Below are 19,516 nucleotides of genomic sequence, written 5' to 3'. Positions count from 1 at the left end.
TGAGTCACACTCGGCTGCCCCTCACTCCTGAAGGAGAAAGCATGTATCAATCCTGGCGATCGCGAGGGGTCGCTGTCTCGGCAGCGCTGATCGTTGGCGGCCTGATTGCCGGCTGCGGAGGCGCCAACAACTCCACGTCGTCGCCGGTCGACGCCTCGAAGCTCGTGTCGTCCTTGCCCGCGGCAAAGGGCGACGTCGACAAGGTCACGTGGAACGTCGGGAGCGAGCCGGACACTCTCGATCCACGAAACGCCGTAACTTATGGCTCGGGTCAGATCGTTCGCAACATGTGCGAGGCGCTGTTCAAAATGGACCCCGAGTTCAAGGCGTCCGAGAATTTGGCTTCGTCCTACAAGCAGGTCTCACCCACCGAGTTGAAGCTGACGATCCGTGAGGGCGTGAAGTTCTGGGACGGTAATCCGTTAACCGCCGAGGACGTTGTCTACAGCCTCAAACGCTCCGCGGCCGACGACTCTCAGATCAACTCGGCCTTCCTGTCCGTCAACGACATCACGGCGACGGGCCCGATGGAGGTCACCGTGACCTTCAAGCAGCCAGACTCGGCGTTCCTCGACAACCTGGCAACCCTGTCCGGTGTGGTCATCGAGAAGAGCTGGGCCGAGAAGGCGGGCGACCAGGTGGGCACTTCGACCGGTGGGCTGATGTGTACCGGTCCGTACAAATTTACGAACTGGCGCGCGGGTAGCGGAATTACTATCGAACGCAACGACGCCTACTGGAATCCGGAGTTGAAGCCCAAAACCAAGCAGGTCGACTTCACGTTCGTCTCCGACGACACGGCATTGGCGCAGGCCCTCGAGGCGGGCGAGATCGACGGCGCATACGAGCTTCCCGTCTCAACACTGAGCAAGTTGTCGAGCTCGAAGTCCGGACGCGTTGTATTCGGTCCGTCGACGCAAAGTGCGTCGGTGTATGTCGCGCGTCCGGATGGGCCCCTCAAGGACCAGAAGCTACGAGATGCATTCCAGCGCGTGATCGATCGCGATGCGCTGAGCAAGGTCGTGTTCAACGGGTCCGCTGAACCCACATACACCCAGCTGACGCCGGACACATGGCCGGGCGGCGAACGCCCCATCTATCAGCCGGATTACGACAAGTTCGCAGCTGCCCGCTCGTATGACCTGGACGCAGCGAAGAATCTCGTGTCGGCGTCGACCTATGACGGTCGCCCTCTAGTGCTCGCCATATCAAGCGGGGATCGGGTCGCGTCGCGCGTGGCGCAGCTGTTTCAGCAGCAGGCCAAAGCGATTGGCGTCACGGTCGAAATACAAACCATGCAGCCGCTGGTCTTCGACCAGGCGGGCTACGACGTCACAAAACGCCAGGGCGTCGATCTGATGTACACCACGAACTTCAACGCCCGGCGGAACCCGCTCGAGCTGCTGGATTTCAGCCTGCGTCCGGGCCAGGCATTCAACTACATCGACTACGACGACCCCGCAGTGATCAAACTACTCGACGAGGCCCACTCCACGTTCGATCCGAAGAAGAGTGCAGAGCTGATCGTGCAGGCGCAGAAGATATTCGAGCCAGTGACCGGCATCATCGCGCTGGTATCGGTTCACGAGACGAGCTTCATCAACAACAAGCTCACCGGTGCCCCGACGTCCTTCGCGTACTGGTCGATGCCGCAGATGGCGTATATCGGTGCGACACAATGAGATAACGCGACGGGTTCTCGCAACGGTTTCTGGCGCCGTTGCGACGGTCCTGGTCGCCTCCTTCGTCATCTTCGCCGGGCTCGCGGCGGCACCCGGTGATCCCGTAGCCCAGATCCTCGGCGGAAAGGCAACCGATCAAGCTCGCGCGCAGATGCGCGAGGACCTCGGCCTCAACGACCCATTGCTGGTGCGGTACTGGCACTGGCTGACCGGAGCGGTGCGCGGCGAGTTCGGTACGTCGCTCATCGCGCGTCAGGACGTCGTCAACCTTATCGAGCCGCGATTGATGACCACGCTGCTGCTCGTGGTGATGGCATCGGTGCTGACCGTCGTGATCGGTATCGGATTGGGCACTGTTGGCGGTATCAGCACGCGCGGTCGAGGTGTGATCGCCGCTATGGTGGCCTTAGGCATCGCGGTGCCGAGTTTCGTTGCCGCGAACGCGCTTGTCGGATTGTTCGCTGTAAAGCTCGGCTGGTTTCCGACCTTTGGCAGCGGTAACGGACTGCTTGACAGCATCTGGCACCTCGCCCTGCCATCCCTCGCGCTGTCGGTCGGCTACGGCGCTTACGTGACCCAATTGACGTCGGCCGCCGTCGCGGAGGAGGCCGAGAAGGAGTACGTCATCACTTCACGCGGCAGGGGAGTCCCGCCGGCGATCGTCCTGCGCCACCATACGCTGCGCAACGCAGCGCTGCCGGTGCTGACCGCATCAGGGCTGGCGGTCGCCGGCCTTGTCGCGGGGACGGTCATCGTCGAGGACGCTTTCGCGGTCGACGGCATCGGAGCCCTTCTCGTGCGCAGCATTTCGAGCAAGGACTATCCGGTCGTGATCGCCGTCAGCATGATCATCGTGCTGGTTTTCGTGGTGATCACCACCGCGATCGACTTGGTTCAGGTGGCACTCGATCCGCGCGAAAGGGCCACAGCCGGATGACCGCGATCACCTGGTCAGGGGCCGTCGAGGCGTCCCGGCGGCGGTTCGCCATCATGGGTCAGCAAGCACTGATCGGCTCCTCAGTGCTTGCCGGCCTGTTGGTCCTGCTCGCGGTGATCGGGCCATGGATCGCGCCATATGACCCCGACGCCACCGACGTGCTAGCGACTCGACAAAGCATGAGCAGCCAACACCTGTTGGGCACAGACTCGCTGGGCCGCGACATTCTGTCGCGGGCGCTCACCGGAGCCCGGCTAAGCCTGACCGCGCCCGCGCTCATCGTGGTGACCAGTGCCGTCCTCGGCACCGCGCTGGCGATCTTCAGTGCATGGCATGGCGGATGGGTCGACCGCATGGGAAATCGGGTCCTCAACGTGATGTTCTCCGTGCCAGGCATTCTCGTCGCTGTGCTCGCTTCGGCGGTGTTCGGAGCAGGCTTCTGGGCGCCAGTGCTCGCGCTGGGCATCGTGTACACGCCATATATGGCCCGGGTGGTGCGCAGCGTCGCGATCCGGGAGCGTCAGTGTGGATATGTGGAAAGCCTGCAACTTGCCGACATGTCCTCGTGGCGGATCTGTCTGCGCCACCTTGGGCCGAACGTGATGCCGCTTGTTGTCGCGCAGGCGACCTACGGCTTCGGATCAGCGTTGGCAGACTTCGCTGCGGTGTCGTTCATCGGATTGGGCATTCAGCCGCCTGAATCCGAGTGGGGTGTCATGGTTTCCGACGGTCGCTCGGAGCTTCTCGACGGCGCGATGCTGCAGAGTCTGGTCGCCGGCACGCTGATCATCGTCACCGTCATCGTGTTCAACGTTCTCGGCGCACAACTGTCGAGCCGATCAGGAGGGCGTTGATGAGTTACGATTCGCTTTTCAGCATCCAGGATCTGAAAGTCCTTGTCCGGTATCGAGGTTCGGACCGAACACTGGTGCGCGATGTCACATTGGATGTCGATGCCGCCGAATCGCTCGGCTTGGTGGGTGAATCCGGCTCCGGCAAGTCGCTGACGATCAAGGCCGCGATGCGGTTGCTGCCGAAGAACTCGACCACACACGGCGGCATCGAGTTCGACGGGCGCGATGTGTTGCGGCTCAACCGCCGTGATCTCACGAGGTATCGGTCACGAGACGTCGCGCTCATCCACCAGGATCCGCGCGCACACATCAATCCCACTCGCACGATTGGCCAGTTCATCACCGAGGGTCCCGTACACACCGGGCTGATGACGAAAGAAGAAGCTACCGAGCGAGCTTGCACCCTGATGCGCGACGTAGGCATCTCCGATGCGGATCGGCGGCTGCGCCAGTTCCCGCATCAACTCTCGGGCGGACTGCTGCAGCGGGTGATGATCGTCGCGGCGTTGCTTCCCTCGCCGAGTTTGATCTTCGCCGACGAGCCGACGACCGCCCTGGACGTGACGGTGCAATCCGATGTGATGGCAATCCTTCTCGAGCAGATACGGGATCGGCAGGTCGCGATGGTGTTCGTCACCCACGACCTCGATCTGGCCGCTGCCGTGACCGACCGTCTGGCGGTCATGTACGCCGGATCGATCGTCGAAACCGGTGCCTCGGTAGAGATCTGCGCTCATCCGATGCACCCCTATACGGCCGGGTTGTTGCAGTCCCGCCCGTCGACCACCCAGGTGCGTCGTCTCACAGCGATCCCAGGCCGACCAGTAGCGGCATTCGAAGCCGGCCAAGGCTGCTCGTTCGCACCGCGGTGCCCGTTCGCTGTTGACCGTTGTCGATCGGACGCTCCGTTGCGTCGGGAAGTGCGCGGCCGGACCGTCGCCTGCCACCGGGTAGAGGAAATCATGGATCAGTTACAGGTTTTCGCATCATGACCGCCCGTTCCGGGCGCGAATCCGTGCTCGAGGTCCGCGACTTGTGCAAGACGTTCCACAGCCGCGCCGGAGGCGAACGCGTCGCCCTGAGCGACGTGAGCTTCACCATCGAACGGGGTGCCTGCTTGGCGGTGGTGGGCGAGTCCGGCTCGGGCAAGACCACAGCCGCGCGGATCGTCGCCGGGTTGGAAACCGCGACCGCCGGGACGGTCGAGATTGCGGACCAGTCACGCAAGAGTCGCGGCGTGCAAATGGTCTTTCAGGACCCGTACGGCTCACTGGATCCGAGGCAATCGATCGGCTCAGGTTTGCGGGAACTGCTGCGGTTACACGGAATACGGCGCAAGTCCTATCGACAGGAGCGCGTTACCGAACTGCTGGAGGCCGTCGGACTCGACGAGCGTCATGGCAAGCAATACCCCGAGTCCCTGTCCGGAGGGCAACGTCAGAGGGTCGCCATCGCGCGCGCGCTGGCGCTCGATCCGCGTCTGCTGATCCTCGACGAGGCGGTCTCGGCACTGGACGTCAGTGTGCAGGCCCAGGTGCTCAACCTGTTGGCCGACATCAGGGAGCAGACGTCGATCAGTTATCTGTTCGTATCCCATGACCTCGGCGTCGTTCGCCAGATCAGCGAGACGTGCGTCGTCCTGCGGCATGGACGCGTCGTAGAAGCCGGTCGCACCGCTGACATTCTCGACTCCCCGCAAGAGGACTACACCCGAGCCCTGGTGGATGCCGTCCCGCGACCTGGCTGGACACCGCGCCGCCGCACCGCCTGATCCCGTGCGATGCCAATCGCGTCTAGACGGCAGGACCTCGATATGGCCACATCGTTATACAACGCAGCACACATTACACGTGACTTAAATGAAGGGACCACTGCCCGTGACCGAGACTTTTGGCGTCGACCTGACTGCGCACCAGCAGGCGCTACGGGGAAAGACGCTGCCCGATGCTCTCGAGGCGGCCGCCGCGACCTGGCCGCACAATTTGGCACTTCGTGAAGTCGAGGGGCTGCAGCGATCGCTGACCTGGATTGAGCTGCGCGCCAACGTCAGTGCACTGCGCTCCGGACTGGAGGCCGCGGGTGTCATGCCGGGAGAAAAGGTCGGTGTGCTCATGGCCAACCGGCTGGAGTTCCCCATCGCGTGGCTGGCCACCGCCGAAGCCGGAGCGGCGATCGTTCCACTCAATCCCAAGTACACCCGCCGCGAGATCGACTTCGTGCTGGGCGATGCAGATGCGACGTGGCTAATCGGTACCCACGACCTGATTGATGCCCACGTCGTCGACGGGAGGGTGGGCCCCGTCCCGGTCGAACGTGTCATCGCAGTCGGCGGCAGTCAGCATGCAGTGTTGAACTACGACCAGCTGCTGGACACACCGATCACGGCGCGCCGCACGATGAACAAGCCGTTGGACGTCGTGAACATCCAATTCACTTCGGGCACAACGGGTCTGCCGAAGGGCTGCCTCCTGACTCACGAATACTGGATTGAGTTGGGCATCTTTGGTGCAGCGCTCGACAACGAGGCGATGCGCTTGCTGGCCGACCACCCCTTCTACTACATGCAGAACCAGGCCTACCTCGCGACCGCGATGACCAAGGGCGCAGCGCTGTACATCACCCCGGGGCTGAGCCGTCGCAAGTTCATGGGTTGGCTGCACGATTACCGCATCGACTTCGCCTGGATTGACGAAGATTTGCTCGAGTTTGCCCCCGACCCGCGCGACGGTTCGCTCGCATTGAAACGCGCTCCTGTCTCAGCCATGCCGAGCGCTGCTTATGCACCCATCGAGCAGCGATTCGGGATCAAAGCCCGCGAACTCTATGCCAGCACTGAAATCGGTAACGGCACCGCGACTCCGTACGACCGGGATGATCTCGCCGGCAACGGCTCGATGGGCTTTTGCTTCCCCAACCGAGAATCAAAGGTCATCGACGAGAAGCTTGATGAAGTTCCACCCGGTGTCGCTGGTGAACTGTGTTTCCGCGGGCCAGGGATGATGCTGGGATATCACAATCGACCAGACGTAAACGCAGAGCTGTTCCTCGACGGCGGTTGGTTCCGCACCGGTGACATCGGGGTCAAGGAAGCCGACGGTCAGCACTATTACGTGGGACGCGTGCGCGACATGATCCGTCGCAGCGGAGAGAACATCTCTGCTGCCGAAGTCGAGGCACACCTCGCAGGACTCGCCGGCGTGGCCGCCGTCGCGGCCGTGTCGGTGCCCGATCCTCATCGCGAGGAAGAGGTCAAGGTCATCGTCGTGCGCGAGCCCAGCGCCGATGTCACTGCTGGCGACGTAATCGCTTGGGCGCGAGAAGGACTCGCTCCCTTTAAAGTGCCTCGCTACGTAGAGTTCCGCGACGACCTGCCCTACACTCCGAGCGGCAAGATCCACAAGGCAGCCCTCAAGGGCGAGTCGCACCCGCTGCACAGTGACGTGGTCGACACCCTTGCGTGAGTGTCACGAATCTTTCGTCGGGAGGTCGATCAATTTCAAGAACTGGCCAAGCGCTTCGGTTTGCCGCCGCGCAGTCCATGTCTCTGGATGCTCGATTGCGGTAAGCACCACCCCTGCGGTCCAGAGGCGAATCAGATCGACCGTCGCGTCGATCCGATCCGCCGGAATGAAGTCGGATATCGCAGTCCGGATGAGCTCACGCATGCCAGGATCGATCAGGTCCAGGTTCCTGGCAACAATCGGCTCGACGTTGCGTTGGCTCGCCATTGCGACGCGCGCCCGTTCGAGTGTTGTCGATTCCTCATCGACCGGCAGGAAGTACTGGATGACTGCCTCGAGCCGGTCATGCGGATCCGCGATCGCAGCCAACTCCTGCTGCTTGGACCTGGCGTCGGCGAGCGCGCGCTCGAGCAACGAATCGAGCAAGGATTCGCGACTGGGAAAATAATGCGTCACCAAAGTCGACGACCCGCCCAGCCGTTGGCCCACAGCGCGCAGGCTGAACTTGGCAAATCCACTCTCACCCAGGACTTGCGCCGCCGCGGTCACTATTTCCTCACGACGCGCATCGTGGTCGACGAAAATTGGCATAACGCCATGTTATACAACGATTCGCATATTACTGGTACGCCGGCCAAGCGATGTACTACTTGTCGCCGTCGATGCGCCGTCGGGGATGCGCAGACGCCCGGTGGCGATCTCGTTGTCGGTGACGCATGGCGGCATTGAGTGATTGTGGGTGAAGTTGGCGAACGGCGGGAGCTGCTCAGGTCGGTTTTATGTCGTGACCAGGCGTTATGCAACCTACTTTGACAAGCCTCCGCGACACGCCGAAATTTTGTCAAAGTAGCCAGGCGTGTCTTGTCAATCTTCGTTGCATCTCGACAGCTGGTTGTAGGGCCTCGGCACGCGTGCGCTGCATCGTTAAGCAGCATCAGGAATGTTGCCGAGCGCCTGTAATGCCCTTCGGCGCTAAAACGCGTGTCCGGAGGCGGGTGTTCACGTCCGTGGCTTCTTTTGCACCGCAACAGAATTGGCTGTCGTAAATGTTTCCTGGATCGCCCCGGATCCGGTGTGTGCCGCAACCGACGATCGCGATGACAAGGAGCCCCGCCAACGGCATCCACATGGTGGCGATTGCTGGCCGGATGCGGCCTCAAGACGTATGTCCCGCCGATTCCAGGGCTGCCCATCCCACCGGTGGTCGACCCGGAGCTGGTACACGTTCCCCACAACGACCATCGCCATTAGGAGAAAGATGGCTAGCGGTGAGCCCAAACCGACAGGGAGAAATGACGATTGACACGCGAACGAGTTGCCGCGGCGCTACTGGCGCTGCTGGCTGTGACGGGATGCTCTGATTTCGTGCTGAATCCAATTTCTCCGCAGGAAGCGCGCCGCCAGGTCATTGACGTCTCCCGCCAGGTGGTTACCGACCTGGGTGCCGAGGTGGCTGAGGCGAAGTTCGGGTACGACTCGTGCAACGACTACGGCAAAGCACCGTTCCGAGGTCACGTCAGTATGGGGTTGTGGATGCCTGGGGCCGAGCGGTCCCGTGAAGTGACTCCCGAATCAGTCCTCAGCCGATTGCGGGAACGTGGTTGGCGGACGGATCCTGACTTTCATTCGCACGCTGCCACATTCAAACGCGATGGCGTCGATGTGCAGGTTTGGGTGATACCGCCACCGCTGCCCAATGACCCACCGGTTGCGCACGTCCTCGTTGATGTTCTTGGCGAGTGCCGCGACAATTTCGACCACCGAAGCGACGGGACTGCCACAAAGTCGACCGATGTCAAGGGAGAGCTCACGTCCGGATAGCCTGCGCTGGGCTGTCGGGTAGTGCTGGAGCAACCCTCACTTGGGATTTCGCCACAAAGGCTATCGACATCGCCGACGACAGCCAGGCCACCGCCAAGCGCTCGAATGATGGTGGACCCGCCACGCCTTGTGAAACGCGCGAGCCGGAAGACTCGGTACGGCGGAACAAGCGGCGTACAGGCACCAGTGATGCTGTCCTACTGGCTCTCCGGCGCACCCGACGCAGAATTGATCGAGGTGGCGGTGTTCTTCGTCGCTGAACGTCCCCCGCGTCCAGGTACTAGATCTTCGTTTCTATTCCTGGGACGCGGCTATTTCGCCGAGGGGGACCGCGCCAGGGACAACGTCGGCGGGCCACTAGCGGGCCCGGAACATGCCCATGGACGGGCGCCTGCGTGCGGTTGCCGGCCAGGGACATCACAGCTGTGGCATCGATCGTGACGTAACGAATCAACTCATGCGGTGCCATCTTCTCCGTAGCCGCCCGCATGTCGGCCCACGGAGCTTGACGCTCAACTAGGCCTCGAACGACGTCGTCGTCGAACACGGGCGCAGCGCGTTCGAAACGCGCCCGGAAGTCCGCGAACGGCATTGCGGTGTGGATGTCGAGTCGAGTCATCTCGTGATGAGTCACTTCGACTTTCGCATTGTTCACGATCTGCTCCTTCATCGGACCGAATCAGCTATCCGAAGCGATTTGATTCACTCGGCGTTCGGTCAACCCGTACTCGAATTCGTTGTGTCCCGCTCTGGCTGCCGCGCTTCTCCGCGCCGGGTACACGCAATAGTCGCCTACCGGCGGTCCATGATGCATGAAGTGCACGAGACAGACCGCGGACGGGTGCATGGCGAGATCACAACCCAACTGGCGCTCGGGGTCCCGTATCGCTGGACACCCGTGTCGAGTCCACCTGTGCCCGGGCACTCGAGTTCGTCGATGAAGGTGGAGTGGCCGCTGTGGCCTACCGAAACTTGGCCGGCGATCTGGGGATATCGACCGGAACCATCACCATTCGCGTTGCCCTGAACCTGGGTCGGGGCGTCGGATCACGGTCACGCCGTGGTGAAGTTGCGTTTCATGTCTGCGGCGGCGAATTCGCTGACCGCACGGTCCGCGGCCGTGGTGGTCTCCAGTTGCTTGATGAGTGACTCGAGAGCACGTGCGGGGATAGCGCATGTCAATTCGTCTTCGCGGAGGTTGGTGCGCGTCCGGCTGACCGCGCAGCCGGGGCTCACGGCGACTTGGCCGGCGTAAGCGAGGGGAACTATCACACATTGCGGTTTGCGGGCGAGAACGAGGTCGGGGGCGGCTCCGAGCAGCGTCATGAGCGCAGTCGGTGAAAGTCTGATCAGGATGACGTCGGCGTGTTCGACCTCCACCAGCGGCTGGTAGGTGATCGTTTTGGGCCGGAACGGCAACGCGGCGGCGGCCGTCAGGTCGGCTTCGCCGACCCAGCCGCTGCCGATGAGGGCGGCGGTGTCTGCGCCGCTGGCGGCTTGTTCGAGGGGGATGAGACCGTGTGTATAGCTGCCGACGCTGCAGTTGGAGTGATCGGCGCCGACGGTGTCGATGCGTTGCTGCTGGGCCGGAGCCCAAAAGCAGCATCCGGCAGGTTGTGCTGCAGCCGGCGTCGCGGTAGCGGCGTCATCGGGAGTGTCGAAGCTCATCGCCACTGCTGTCTCGGGGAGGCCGAGGAGCTCGGACAGTCGGCGGGCCAGGTCGGCGAAATTGGTCATGAGCGTGCCTTTCGTTGCTGGACAGGGGATTTGGGCGTGCGGTCAGTTGTAGGTGAGGCGGATCCGATGAGCATCGATGTCGAGATCGATGGCTACCGCGCCGGCGGCTGATCGCCGCCAGGACTGGCACGGGCGGTTGTCAATATCGAGCGAGATTTCCGCACCGTGTGGCAGGTTGTCGACGGTGAACGTCGTCGTGGCTCCCCGCTGTGACGGGGTGGCGGCGAACGTGTCGATTTCGAGGACCCGCCGCGCAACATCGTTGTGGGTACGCCGAATGCCGATCAGCGGGTAGTCGAGGTCCCGCACGGTCGGCTCGTTGTACATGGTGGTGTTCGGGGAGGTGAACACTCGCGACCAGGCCCCGGGTGCCGCGCATTCGATCATCATCATGGTGGCGTTGAGTTGGCCGCGCGGCCATGCGTCGTCGCGGTCGGGCCAGTACGCGAAGCGCGTGTTTTCTTCACCGAAGAATCGCGGTGTGAACTCGCTTTCCGATGTGGCGCGCAGGCGTTCCCATGTGGTCGTGTCGCCGATTTCGCGGGCCATCCACAGGGCGGTGGAGAGCATCTGGGGGTCGTCGGCCAACTGGACGACTGGCACCTTGGGGTTATTCCAGCCCAACTGGCGCATCGCCGATTCGTACAGGTCGATGCCGAGTTGGGGGTCCTGCGGATAGATGTAGTGGAGGAGGCAGAGGGCACTGTAGGCGTTCACCGGGCCGGGGAACGTCATTGTCGCGTTCTCGATGGGGTCGTAGTAGAACGCCACCCATTCGATGCGGCCGCGCCTGTCCCGTCCCATGTAGTGCTTCTTGGCGAACGCGATCCAATCCAGGAACGGTTCGTTGACCGTCGTGTGCAGCAGCGAATCGTAGAGCTTGAGGCCCAGGCCGGCGGCGCTCATGCAGAACGGCCAGATCTTGGTGTTCTCGCAGTGCGCGCCCTGCGGTCTGGCCGATAGCTGGTCGGAGATGAACTGGGCGATCCGCTGGTGCGTCCAGGAGAACCTACGGTTCTGGTAGCCGGAAACGTCGAACGGCGTCGTGTGTGTCGGCTGACCCGACACGTAGTGGCGCATGCCCAACAGCAGGTTCAGCCATCCCCGGTAGAAGAGGTTGCCGTCGCAGCCGACCGGGTCCGGCTGCAGCCCCCACGGCTCGATGCCGTTTCCGGTCCAGCCTGGCAGCGAGTAGCGGCCGCGCAGATGCTCGGGCACCACCATCAGCCATTCGGGTGGATATTTGTCGACGCCCGGGTCGGGTCCGATGAGGGTGTTCCAGTCGACGCCACCCCAGAAGCTCACATAGCGGCGTGCCAGTTCGTCGAGGATGCGGGTATAGCCTTCCCGCCACGCCGGAGTCGCTTCCAGCATCATGGGCAGGACATAACCCATCATGGCCAGGTCGAAGCGCGGGAAAGCGCACATCGGGGGCTCGCTGTAGCGGTCCCACCACGGATGTGGCTCGCCTTCATCCGACCAGTCGTCGTCGGTGGTGGCCTTGTCCCATAAGAACCTCAGCCACCCCACGGATCGGTCGTTGAGCCCCTCCGAGGCTGCCGATGTGTCGGTGTGTCTCGTGTGCGTCAGCGTCATCTCAAGGCTCCATCATGGGTTCATCGGTGCAGGCGCGGACCATCGACAAGGTCGAACGTGCTTTCCACGCGGCCGTCCACCCGGGTTCCAGGCGTACGACCGCGGGTTCGATCACGATTTTCTCCGCACCGCACGCCGCGTCGTCATGGGCGATGTACGCGCCGGGAATGCGGTGACGCGGTCCGGTCACGCGGCCGATCTTGACGAATTTTCGAGTCAGGCCGTAGAACCACAGCAGCACGAAGGCGCTGCCGTGAAGCGTGACCGTGCCGTTGTGCAGGCCGGAGACGATCTTGTCGACCGTGAGCGGAGAGCTGAGCGCGCGCAGCGCTTGCCAACTCGAACTGAGGTGAACCGCACAGTCGGGAGCCTTGGCATGACCGGAATATGTTGCGGCGCGGCGCAACTGCCCGTCGAAAACCCAATACCGAGCCACAGTGTCACCGGCCGACAATTCAAACACCAATGTTCGGGTGATCTGGGAGCGCAGCGATGGCATATACCGAGATCCCTGCGCAATACACTGCCCGAGCACCCACAGCAGTAGTCGCAGTGCCGCATCCGACATCTTCTATCCGTCCGTGACCTTCAGCCCGCTTGTGACGGCCGCTGGTTGCAGATGACGCACCAGGAACTCTGTCTGGTCAGCGACCAATCGCTCGAATGCCTCTCCGAAATAGAACTCGAAATGTCCTGCGGCATAGAGCCGAACATCCCCACGCGGTGCCTGCCGCGCATAACGCTCAGTCGGCGCGGGCGGAGCGACCGAATCGGTTGAACTGATACAGATCAGGATCGGCGCTGCAATATGCTTGGCCGACCGTCCCGGTCGATAGCGGATCAGGCTCATCACACTTCGGGCCGCTGCACGGTTCACCCATGGGTAGCCTTCGGGCAGCAGCGCCAGCATGCCGGGCACCGCATCCGGTGCGGTCATGAGCCCCGGCTGGCCGGGCGCGGCCGCGACGGGGACGCAGACCGGCTCCTTGCCACGGACCGCGGCCAGCACGTCGCGGGCCACGAATCCGAATAGCGTCAAGGATTCGCGCATGCCGAGGGCGCCTGCTGAGGCCAGCCCGTCGGTAAACGGGCATTGGGAGACCGCGGCACGGAGCTCAGGATGGCGCGCGGCGACCGCGATGGCGTGCCCGCCGCCCAACGAGCTTCCCCACACCGCGAGGCGGCTGCGGTCGATTTCAGGAAGTCCGGCGGCGTAGTCGATCGCGGCGTCCCAATCGGCCAGCTGTTTGGCCATCGACAACACCTGGCGTGGTTCCCCGCCGCTATCGCCGAGGTGGCGATAGGTGAAGACGAGCACCGCCAACCCGGCTGCGGCGAATCGCTCGGCGTACGGGGCCAGACCCATCTCCCGGGTGGCTCCCAAACCGTGCCCCATCACCACAACGGGCACCGGGGTGTCCGAACCCGTGGTCGGTAGATACAGCCAGGCCGAGCAGAACGAGTCGCCGGACCGGAATGCCACGTTGCGTCGGCGAAAATTCTTGGGCGCTTGTCGTGCCATGGTGCTACGCCTTTGCCGCGCTGTTGATGGCAGCGCTGCCGTGTGCGAGGGCGGCGTCGTAGCCGCCGGGCCGGTACAGCGGCAACTCACCAGCGTCGGCGGTGTCGCACAAGTAGCGCGACATGATGTCTTGCGCCTGCCGCTGGGGCAGCGAGGCGAGAAATTCGGTTCGTTCGAGGTGCAGGCCCTCGGCCATCGACAGCGATCCACCCACATTCACCGCACGCTTAATCGCGGCGATCGCCTCGGTCGGCCGGGCTGCCAAGTACTTGGCGCGTTCGACGGCCCGGGCGATCAGCTGATCGGCGGGCACGATCTCATCGATCGCCCCAACTTGCAACGCTTCCTCGGCCGGGAAGGGCTTTCCTTCGAGGATCGCCACCAGCGCACGGTGCGCACCGATCAACCGGGGCAGGCGTTGGGTTCCTCCCGCGCCGGGTGGAAAACCAAGCAGCACCTCAAGATGTCCGATGAAGTAGTCGCCCTCGGCCATCAACCGAAGATCACACGCCCAGCACAGCTCTGCGCCCATGCCGAGTGCCGACCCGTTGAGGGCCGCCACGAAGATGGTGGAGCTGGTGGTCATGCGCAGCAACGTCTCGTGCACCCGGTCGAGCTGAACTGCTCCCATCATTGGGGTCTTGCCCGCCAACCATCGGGTGAGTTTGTTGCGGCCGAACTGGTGGGCGACCCTAGACACGACCCTGGTGACGCGGCGCCCCACGGGTGGGATGACCGCTCCGTCCTCCTGCAGCCACTTCAGATCGGCGTGACTGATGAACCGGTCCGGGTGAGAGCCGGTGAACACCACGGCCCGCACGTTGCTATCGCGGTCCGCGCGCTCGACGAGGTCGGCCAGCTCAGGAGCATCATCGCGGCAGAACAATCCCAGGTCATTGCCGACAAAACGGGCCAGGATCACCCCGCCGTCGAGTTCCTCGGTGTGGATGCGCTGTTGAGTGCTCCGCGGGGTGGGCATCATGAACTCCTGGTGTGTAACCTCGTTATAAACTTCGTTATGAGATTAGTGCGCTGCGTCACTTATGGCAATCCCTGGTTGCTAGATGTCGGTTGTTGGGCGGGCGGCAACCGGTAAGCGCCCGTTGATGGTTGTAACCTCGTTTCACGAGATCGAGGTCGGTGAATTGGAGGTGCGCGACTCGGATGCCCAAGGCCAGGAAAGAAACCTCCCCGCGGCTGACGCCCGAGCAAATCGTCGAGCTGCTGGTTGAGGCAGCGACAATGCTGCTCGCCGAAGAGGGGCCGTCAGAGATCAAGGCACGGTCGGTCACCGAGGCCGCAGGGGTGTCCACGACCGCTGTGTACTACCACCTTGGCGGACTGCCCGAACTGTTACAAGCCGTTGTCGACAAGGGCTTTCGCGACCTGAGCGAAGCATTCGCTGCCGTACCCGTCAGCGATGATCCTGTCACCACACTGTTCGAGATGGCACTGGCCACCCGGCAATTCGCCCAGAACAATCCACATCGATACGACTTGATGTTCGGGTTGTCGACTCGCGGTAGTTATCGACCGCCGCAAACCTCGCAGTCCGGCGGAGGTAGGCGATCCGAGGAATTCCAGGCCGCCTACGCCCAGCTGGTCGTGGCCTGCGCCCGGCTGACTCGTAGCGGCCGCGTGCGCACCGACGAAGACCCAGAAGCTGTCGCTTTCCAGCTGTGGAGCTCGGTACATGGATTCGTCACGCTCGAGCTTGGCGGACACTTCGTGCAATTTCGGGATCCAGTCCGCGAGGTCCTGCAGCCGATGATGGTGAACGTCTTCGTCGGACTGGGGGACACCGCCGAATTGGCCGAGGCCTCTCACTCCGATGCGGTCGTGGCGTCGCACGCGAGTGCGTAAACGAGGCCAGACCGCCGTGCTCACGCAACGCGACGTGACCTTATCGCCTCGTCGGGTCTGCTGGTAGCAACCCCGACATGCCGCGCGAATGTTGCCGGGCGCGCACCGCCGGGTGCCGCGAAAATGTCCGCGACGCAGGTGATTTGGATCGCAGTCGTTGGCCCGCTGGGTGCGATAGGTCGATCTGCGAGGCTATGGTCGGCGTATCAGGCTCGAAACATGTTGCACTGGTGCAAATTTCCCAGATGGCCGCGCGGCGGGCTGATTGTCGCCGCTGACGATGTCACTCTGGACTGTCGAGTATCCGAAGTGCGTTGTTGATCCCGGCGTCGAGCACCTGGGTGGAGACTTCGGGGTCGGTGATCGCTCGGGCGAGTTGCAGCGACGTGACCAGAATGCTGAACAGTCCCCACGCTGTCTGCATCCGATTCGCTCCCGACCACGCGGCTGGGAGATGCGCGGCAATTTCTTGGACGATCGACTGTGCCCCAGCGGAATAGGCGTCCCTGACGACGTCATCGCAACGTCCGATTTCACTCAGCAACGGTGCCGTCGGGCAGCCGTCGGGTTGGTTGTCCCGGTGTTCGGTGGACAGATAGGTGCGGATATAGCCTTCCAGTGAATCGCGATCAGCCCCTAGGGCGCTGACGGCGGCACGCTGCCCTTCGAGTTGATCGGCGATGACGTTCGCGACGAGATCGTTCTTGGATTCGAAGTGTGCGTAGAACGCGCCGTTGGTGAGGTTGGCGTCGGACATCACCGCGGCGATCCCTGAACCGTCGATACCGTCTTGCTTGAGGCGCCGGCTGGCTGCCGCGATGATGCGCCGACGCGTCTCAGTCTTGTGTTCCGCTCCATACCTGGCCATGGAACTCACCTCCGCTTGTGTCACGAACCACTCTTGACGATGATAGTACAGTCATAATATTATGATCGTAATAGCAAAGTTCCGCGGCGAGAGGCTCCGATGAACGCCCTACATCAACCACTCCGGCTGCCCAACGGCCTGGTGCTGCCCAACCGGATCATGAAGGCCGCGATGAGCGAGGCCCTGGCTGATGGGCGCCACGCGCCCGATGACCGTTTGGTGCGCCTCTACGACCGATGGAGCCGCGGCGGCTACGGGCTGCTCATCACCGGCAACGTCATGGTCGACCGCACCCAATTGGGGGAACCGGGGAACGTGGTGATCGAGGACGACCGGGATCTGGCGGCACTGTCGCGATGGGTCAAGTCCACTCACGACGCCGGCGTACCGATCTGGGCGCAGCTCAACCATCCTGGGCGGCAATCCAATCCGCTGGCCATCGGCCATACTCCGGTTGCGCCTAGCGCCGTGCCCCTAAGTCTGCCGGGCTCGCCCACACCGCGCGCGCTGACCGGCGCGGAGATCGAAGGGATCATCGAGCGTTTCGTGACTGCGGCATCGGTGTGCGAAGCGGCGGGATTCGACGGCGTCCAGATCCACGGCGCGCACGGATATCTGGTCACCCAGTTCCTGTCGCCGCTGACGAATCTGCGTGATGACGAGTGGGGCGGCGACAGTGAGCGCCGGATGCGTTTCCTGCTCGAAGTGGTCCGCGGTATCCGGGCTCGCGTGTCGCCGGCATTCGCGGTGAGTGTGAAGCTCAACTCGGCTGACTTTCAACGGGGTGGGTTCACCGAAGACGACTCGCGTGAGGTGGTCAGTGCGCTGGCCCGAGAAGACATCGACCTGATCGAAATCAGCGGCGGGAACTATGAATCGCCGGCCATGTCGGGATCGGCAGCAGCGAGTACCCGAGCCCGCGAAGCCTACTTCCTCGACTACGCACGCACCGTTCGCCAAGCGGCCGGGCAGGTACCGCTGGCGGTCACCGGCGGTTTCCGGTCGCGGGAAGCCATGGCGCAGGCAATCGAATCGGGAGACTGTGACGTGGTGGGCCTGGCGCGTCCGACGGTGACCATGCCCGACGCCGCAGCGGCCATATTGTCCGGCCAGCTCGACGTGCTTCCGACCCGCGAACTCAAGTACGGAATGCGAAGCCTGGTCAGCCGATTCGTCGATGTCAAAGCGCTTGACGGCGTGCTCAACATCAGCTGGAGCACCGATCAGCTCCACCGCCTCGGAGCTGGGCTCGAGCCCGACTTGAACCGTGGTCGACTTGCCACCACCCTCGCGATGCTCAAGCGCAACGGAACCGCGTCGCTGCGCCCCAAACGCGGCATCCGATAACGCCCAGAATCCCAATTCGTACCCAACGCAAAGAGGTTTGACCATGCTCAGCTGGAAAGACGCACCCACCAAGACAATCGACGTCAACGGAGTGCCGTTCGCATACCGGGAGCTCGGCGTCGAATCCGACGTGCCCGTGGTGTTCTTGCATCACTTCACCGCCGTGCTCGACGACTGGGATCCGAGAGTGATCGACGGCATCGCGGCGCACCACCGTGTCGTCGCGTTCGACAACCGAGGCGTTGGGGCGACCGGATCGGTAGTACCGGACAACATCGACGAGATGGCCGACGACGCGATCGCGTTCATCCGCGCGCTCGGCTTCACCAAGGTGGATCTGATCGGGTTCTCCCTCGGCGGGGCCGTTGCGCAGGTGGTGGCGCTCAAAGCGCCCGACCTGGTTCGGCGAATGATCTTGGCGGGCACCGGACCTCGCGGCGGCGGCGGAATCGACGCGATGCGCAAGATCGTCGCCGTCGCCTACGCCAAGGCCCTCCTGACGCGGAAAGACCCCCGCGAGTACCTGTTCTTTCCCCGCACTGCGGAAGGTAAACGCGCCGCCTCCGACTACTTCGCCCGCCTACAGGAGCGAACCTTCGATCGGGACAAGAAGGTCTCGATGCAAGCGCGGCTCGCGCAGCTCAAAGCGATCGTCAACGGCGGCAAGGCCACACCCGACGACCTGTCGCGGATCACGGTTCCCGTCCTGGTCGCCAACGGCGATGACGACCTCATGGTGGCAAGCAGCTTGTCGGCGGACATGGCGCGGCGAATTCCCAACGCGGAGTTGAAGATTTACCCGCGCTCGGGGCACGGCGGGATCTTCCAGCATCACACCACCTTCGTTCCCGACGCTCTCGGGTTCCTCGCTGACTGATTGTCAGTCGGGTCGCGCAAATCTCATGCACCGCAGCACTATTAAAGAAACGAGTACCTCATGAGCAGTATCGGTGACATCATCACCTCCTACGCCAAGGCGCCGTCGCGCACTGTAACTGCCGGGGGCACCACCTATGCCTACCGCGAACTCGGTCCCAAAGGCGGCATCCCGGTGGTCTTCTTCGTGCACCTGGCCGCGACCCTGGACAATTGGGATCCACGAATCATCGACCCGATCGCCAAGACCCGCCACGTGATCGCCTTCGACAACAAGGGCGTGGGAGCGTCCAGCGGCAAAGTGCCGGGCACCATCGAAGAAGCTGCCGACGATGCGTACACCTTCATCACGGCGTTGGGGTTCAAGAAGATTGATGTGTTCTCGTTCTCGATGGGTGGCATGATCGCTCAGGATTTGGTGCTCAAGCATCCTGAACTGGTGCGTAGGCTGGTGCTGACCGGGACCGGGCCGCGCGGCGGCAAGGACATGGACAAGGTGGCGGGCGTCACTTACTGGGACATGCTGCGGGCCACGCTGACTCGTTCTGATCCCAAGGAGTTCTTGTTCTTCAACCGCGACGCCGTGGGCAAGCGTGCCGGCAAGCAGTTCGTCAACCGACTCAAGGAACGGACCACCGACCGCGACAAGGACATCACGATCGGTGCGCTCCAGACCCAGCTCAAAGCGATCAAGGCCTACGGCCGTTCCAGGCCGTCGGACCTGTCAAAGATCACTCAGCCGACGTTGATCGCCAACGGTGACCACGACCGCATGGTGCCAACGGTGCTGTCTGAGGACCTACACCGGCGCATCGCGGGATCGGAACTGATCATCTATCCCAACTCCGGGCACGGTGGCATCTTCCAGTACCACGAGCAGTTCGCGCCGATCGCCGCGTCATTCCTCGCCGGCGACGGCCAGTAGCGAATCCATTACGGCAGAGAGAGTTTC

General features: G+C 63.0%; 19 protein-coding genes. 11 read left to right on the top strand and 8 right to left on the bottom strand.

The annotated features are described in order from the left end of the window. Positions 1–41: 41 nt before the first annotated feature. The 6 genes from H289_RS0105860 (at position 42) to H289_RS0105835 (ending at position 6,934) form a co-directional block, all read left to right on the top strand. Positions 42–1,682, top strand: a complete 1,641-nt coding sequence (locus H289_RS0105860) for an ABC transporter substrate-binding protein (protein ID WP_020099830.1) — start codon at positions 42–44, stop codon at positions 1,680–1,682. After that, complete coding sequence (locus H289_RS29860) at positions 1,669–2,619, top strand: ABC transporter permease (protein ID WP_196809989.1); 951 nt, start codon at positions 1,669–1,671, stop codon at positions 2,617–2,619. Before H289_RS0105860 ends, H289_RS29860 begins: the two co-directional genes overlap by 14 nt. Before the next feature lie 83 nt (positions 2,620–2,702). Beyond that, positions 2,703–3,473, top strand: a complete 771-nt coding sequence (locus H289_RS0105850) for an ABC transporter permease (RefSeq protein WP_196809988.1) — start codon at positions 2,703–2,705, stop codon at positions 3,471–3,473. After that, positions 3,473–4,465 (top strand): ABC transporter ATP-binding protein, encoded by a 993-nt coding sequence (locus H289_RS0105845; protein WP_020099827.1) that lies wholly within the window; start codon positions 3,473–3,475, stop codon positions 4,463–4,465. The genes H289_RS0105850 and H289_RS0105845 overlap by 1 nt, the downstream gene beginning before the upstream one ends. After that, positions 4,462–5,244: an ABC transporter ATP-binding protein gene (locus H289_RS0105840; RefSeq protein WP_020099826.1), complete on the top strand. Its 783-nt coding sequence runs from the start codon at positions 4,462–4,464 to the stop codon at positions 5,242–5,244. Before H289_RS0105845 ends, H289_RS0105840 begins: the two co-directional genes overlap by 4 nt. Positions 5,245–5,332: 88 nt before the next feature. Beyond that, entirely contained in the window at positions 5,333–6,934 is a 1,602-nt protein-coding gene (locus H289_RS0105835) for a class I adenylate-forming enzyme family protein (protein ID WP_020099825.1), read from the top strand. A 3-nt stretch (positions 6,935–6,937) separates the two neighbouring features. Here H289_RS0105835 and H289_RS0105830 read toward each other — a convergent pair whose 3' ends face one another. Further along, on the bottom strand, positions 6,938–7,525 hold the full coding sequence (locus tag H289_RS0105830; protein WP_020099824.1) for a TetR/AcrR family transcriptional regulator: 588 nt from the start codon (positions 7,523–7,525) through the stop codon (positions 6,938–6,940). A gap of 708 nt (positions 7,526–8,233) precedes the next feature. Here H289_RS0105830 and H289_RS32855 point away from each other — a divergent pair. Beyond that, positions 8,234–8,755: a lipoprotein LppJ family protein gene (locus tag H289_RS32855; protein WP_196809987.1), complete on the top strand. Its 522-nt coding sequence runs from the start codon at positions 8,234–8,236 to the stop codon at positions 8,753–8,755. A gap of 280 nt (positions 8,756–9,035) precedes the next feature. Here H289_RS32855 and H289_RS29855 read toward each other — a convergent pair whose 3' ends face one another. The 6 genes from H289_RS29855 to H289_RS0105795 all read right to left on the bottom strand — a co-directional run bounded on the left by H289_RS29855 (position 9,036) and on the right by H289_RS0105795 (position 14,589). Then, positions 9,036–9,425, bottom strand: coding sequence for a hypothetical protein (locus tag H289_RS29855; protein WP_020099822.1), 390 nt, complete (start codon positions 9,423–9,425; stop codon positions 9,036–9,038). Between the two features lie 383 nt (positions 9,426–9,808). Further along, positions 9,809–10,492, bottom strand: coding sequence for a DUF169 domain-containing protein (locus H289_RS0105815; protein WP_020099821.1), 684 nt, complete (start codon positions 10,490–10,492; stop codon positions 9,809–9,811). A gap of 42 nt (positions 10,493–10,534) precedes the next feature. Continuing rightward, positions 10,535–12,088 carry a linalool dehydratase/isomerase domain-containing protein gene (locus H289_RS0105810; protein WP_020099820.1) on the bottom strand — a complete coding sequence of 518 codons (1,554 nt, stop codon included), beginning with the start codon at positions 12,086–12,088 and terminating at the stop codon, positions 10,535–10,537. A 1-nt stretch (position 12,089) separates the two neighbouring features. Further along, positions 12,090–12,587, bottom strand: a complete 498-nt coding sequence (locus tag H289_RS0105805; protein ID WP_155944040.1) for a hypothetical protein — start codon at positions 12,585–12,587, stop codon at positions 12,090–12,092. 72 nt (positions 12,588–12,659) lie between these two features. Next, a complete protein-coding gene (locus tag H289_RS0105800; RefSeq protein WP_029104831.1) occupies positions 12,660–13,610 on the bottom strand; it encodes an alpha/beta hydrolase in 951 nt (316 codons plus the stop codon). 4 nt (positions 13,611–13,614) lie between these two features. Further along, positions 13,615–14,589 carry an enoyl-CoA hydratase/isomerase family protein gene (locus H289_RS0105795; protein ID WP_155944039.1) on the bottom strand — a complete coding sequence of 325 codons (975 nt, stop codon included), beginning with the start codon at positions 14,587–14,589 and terminating at the stop codon, positions 13,615–13,617. A gap of 185 nt (positions 14,590–14,774) precedes the next feature. Here H289_RS0105795 and H289_RS0105790 point away from each other — a divergent pair, with 185 nt between their 5' ends. Continuing rightward, entirely contained in the window at positions 14,775–15,473 is a 699-nt protein-coding gene (locus tag H289_RS0105790) for a TetR/AcrR family transcriptional regulator (RefSeq protein WP_020099816.1), read from the top strand. A gap of 283 nt (positions 15,474–15,756) precedes the next feature. Here the strand turns inward: H289_RS0105790 and H289_RS0105785 are convergent, their stop codons facing one another. Beyond that, complete coding sequence (locus H289_RS0105785) at positions 15,757–16,365, bottom strand: TetR/AcrR family transcriptional regulator (protein ID WP_231387960.1); 609 nt, start codon at positions 16,363–16,365, stop codon at positions 15,757–15,759. Positions 16,366–16,440: 75 nt separating this feature from the next. Between H289_RS0105785 and H289_RS0105780 the strand changes: the two genes are divergently transcribed. Genes H289_RS0105780 through H289_RS0105770 form a run of 3 tightly spaced genes read left to right on the top strand, consistent with a single transcriptional unit; the run spans position 16,441 to position 19,489 of the window. Beyond that, positions 16,441–17,688 (top strand): NADH:flavin oxidoreductase/NADH oxidase family protein, encoded by a 1,248-nt coding sequence (locus tag H289_RS0105780; protein WP_020099814.1) that lies wholly within the window; start codon positions 16,441–16,443, stop codon positions 17,686–17,688. A gap of 43 nt (positions 17,689–17,731) precedes the next feature. Then, complete coding sequence (locus tag H289_RS0105775) at positions 17,732–18,565, top strand: alpha/beta fold hydrolase (protein ID WP_020099813.1); 834 nt, start codon at positions 17,732–17,734, stop codon at positions 18,563–18,565. Positions 18,566–18,625: 60 nt separating this feature from the next. Beyond that, a complete protein-coding gene (locus tag H289_RS0105770) occupies positions 18,626–19,489 on the top strand; it encodes an alpha/beta fold hydrolase (RefSeq protein WP_020099812.1) in 864 nt (287 codons plus the stop codon). The last annotated feature ends 27 nt before the right edge of the window (positions 19,490–19,516 follow it).

The organism is Mycobacterium sp. 360MFTsu5.1, from assembly GCF_000383495.1.
GTDB classification, from domain to species: Bacteria; Actinomycetota; Actinomycetes; order Mycobacteriales; family Mycobacteriaceae; genus Mycobacterium; species Mycobacterium mucogenicum_B.
Note: the sequence above shows the minus strand (reverse complement) of the source record. Positions and strands in the feature narration are given on the sequence as shown.

Bases quoted from the DNA above. Each gene is read 5' to 3' on its own strand.
- H289_RS0105830 (WP_020099824.1), bottom strand. From the start codon at position 7,525: ATGCCAATTTTCGTCGACCACGATGCGCGTCGTGAGGAAATAGTGACC.
- H289_RS0105840 (WP_020099826.1), top strand. From the start codon at position 4,462: ATGACCGCCCGTTCCGGGCGCGAATCCGTGCTCGAGGTCCGCGACTTG.
- H289_RS0105800 (WP_029104831.1), bottom strand. From the start codon at position 13,610: ATGGCACGACAAGCGCCCAAGAATTTTCGCCGACGCAACGTGGCATTC.
- H289_RS29855 (WP_020099822.1), bottom strand. From the start codon at position 9,425: ATGAAGGAGCAGATCGTGAACAATGCGAAAGTCGAAGTGACTCATCAC.
- H289_RS0105790 (WP_020099816.1), top strand. From the start codon at position 14,775: ATGCCCAAGGCCAGGAAAGAAACCTCCCCGCGGCTGACGCCCGAGCAA.
- H289_RS0105835 (WP_020099825.1), top strand. From the start codon at position 5,333: ATGAAGGGACCACTGCCCGTGACCGAGACTTTTGGCGTCGACCTGACT.
- H289_RS0105860 (WP_020099830.1), top strand. From the start codon at position 42: ATGTATCAATCCTGGCGATCGCGAGGGGTCGCTGTCTCGGCAGCGCTG.
- H289_RS0105770 (WP_020099812.1), top strand. From the start codon at position 18,626: ATGAGCAGTATCGGTGACATCATCACCTCCTACGCCAAGGCGCCGTCG.
- H289_RS0105810 (WP_020099820.1), bottom strand. From the start codon at position 12,088: ATGACGCTGACGCACACGAGACACACCGACACATCGGCAGCCTCGGAG.
- H289_RS0105795 (WP_155944039.1), bottom strand. From the start codon at position 14,589: ATGCCCACCCCGCGGAGCACTCAACAGCGCATCCACACCGAGGAACTC.
- H289_RS0105780 (WP_020099814.1), top strand. From the start codon at position 16,441: ATGAACGCCCTACATCAACCACTCCGGCTGCCCAACGGCCTGGTGCTG.
- H289_RS0105805 (WP_155944040.1), bottom strand. From the start codon at position 12,587: ATGCCATCGCTGCGCTCCCAGATCACCCGAACATTGGTGTTTGAATTG.
- H289_RS0105815 (WP_020099821.1), bottom strand. From the start codon at position 10,492: ATGACCAATTTCGCCGACCTGGCCCGCCGACTGTCCGAGCTCCTCGGC.
- H289_RS0105775 (WP_020099813.1), top strand. From the start codon at position 17,732: ATGCTCAGCTGGAAAGACGCACCCACCAAGACAATCGACGTCAACGGA.
- H289_RS0105845 (WP_020099827.1), top strand. From the start codon at position 3,473: ATGAGTTACGATTCGCTTTTCAGCATCCAGGATCTGAAAGTCCTTGTC.